This window comes from Pseudomonas putida, from assembly GCF_028682635.1.
Lineage (GTDB): Bacteria > Pseudomonadota > Gammaproteobacteria > Pseudomonadales > Pseudomonadaceae > Aquipseudomonas > Aquipseudomonas putida_AE.
The window spans coordinates 1-650 of sequence record NZ_JANHLK010000082.1; the positions used below are offsets into that span (position 1 = coordinate 1).

A 650-nucleotide genomic window follows, 5' to 3' on the forward strand; every position below is an offset into this window, starting at 1 on the left:
GTTGAGGTAGCGTTCGTGGCGCAGGCGCGCGTAGAAAAAACCGCTTTCGCTTTGCAGGTCTTCGTCCTGGTCGAGGCGATCGCCGAGCACGCGGTAGGGTTCGGCGTAGTGGTAGGCCTCGCCGTAGGTGGTGGTCGTGGTGGCGCGGGTCTGGTCGACTTCGCCATCGAGCCGGGCCCGGGCATCGCGGTGATGATAGGCGCGGAAGTTGATGGATTTCTCCACCACCTGGTGACGGGTTTGCAGGCCCCACACGCCGTCCTCGCCGCTGGCGAAACCGGCCGGCGCACGCAACGGCAGCTTTACGCCGAACTGGTAGTGACGCTGGTCGTCGTGGAATTCGACGACGTCGATCTGCAGGCGGTCGTCGTGGCTGAAGCGGTACCAGATGCCGACTTCGGCCAGCAGGCGCTCGATGAACGCCAGGTCGCTTTCGCCGTACTGCATGACCTGCTCGCGGCGGGGGTATTCACGCACCAGCTGGAACAGGAAATGCTGGCCAAGAAAGTCGTGGCGACTGCGCAGGATGTGCTCGACGATCTCCGGGACCGACTGCTGCTGGTACAGGCGGTACTGGCGGCCGTGTGCGAGCAGCGCCAGGCGCGGTTGCAGGGTGATTTCATAGCGGGCTTCGTCGCGGGAGCTGGACA

1 protein-coding gene is annotated in these 650 nt (G+C 64.8%); it reads right to left on the bottom strand.

The genetic code is table 11. The annotated features are described in order from the left end of the window. Positions 1-650: type VI secretion system tip protein VgrG (gene vgrG, locus NPS56_RS30955; RefSeq protein WP_274078169.1), on the bottom strand; the 650-nt coding region annotated here is incomplete at both ends.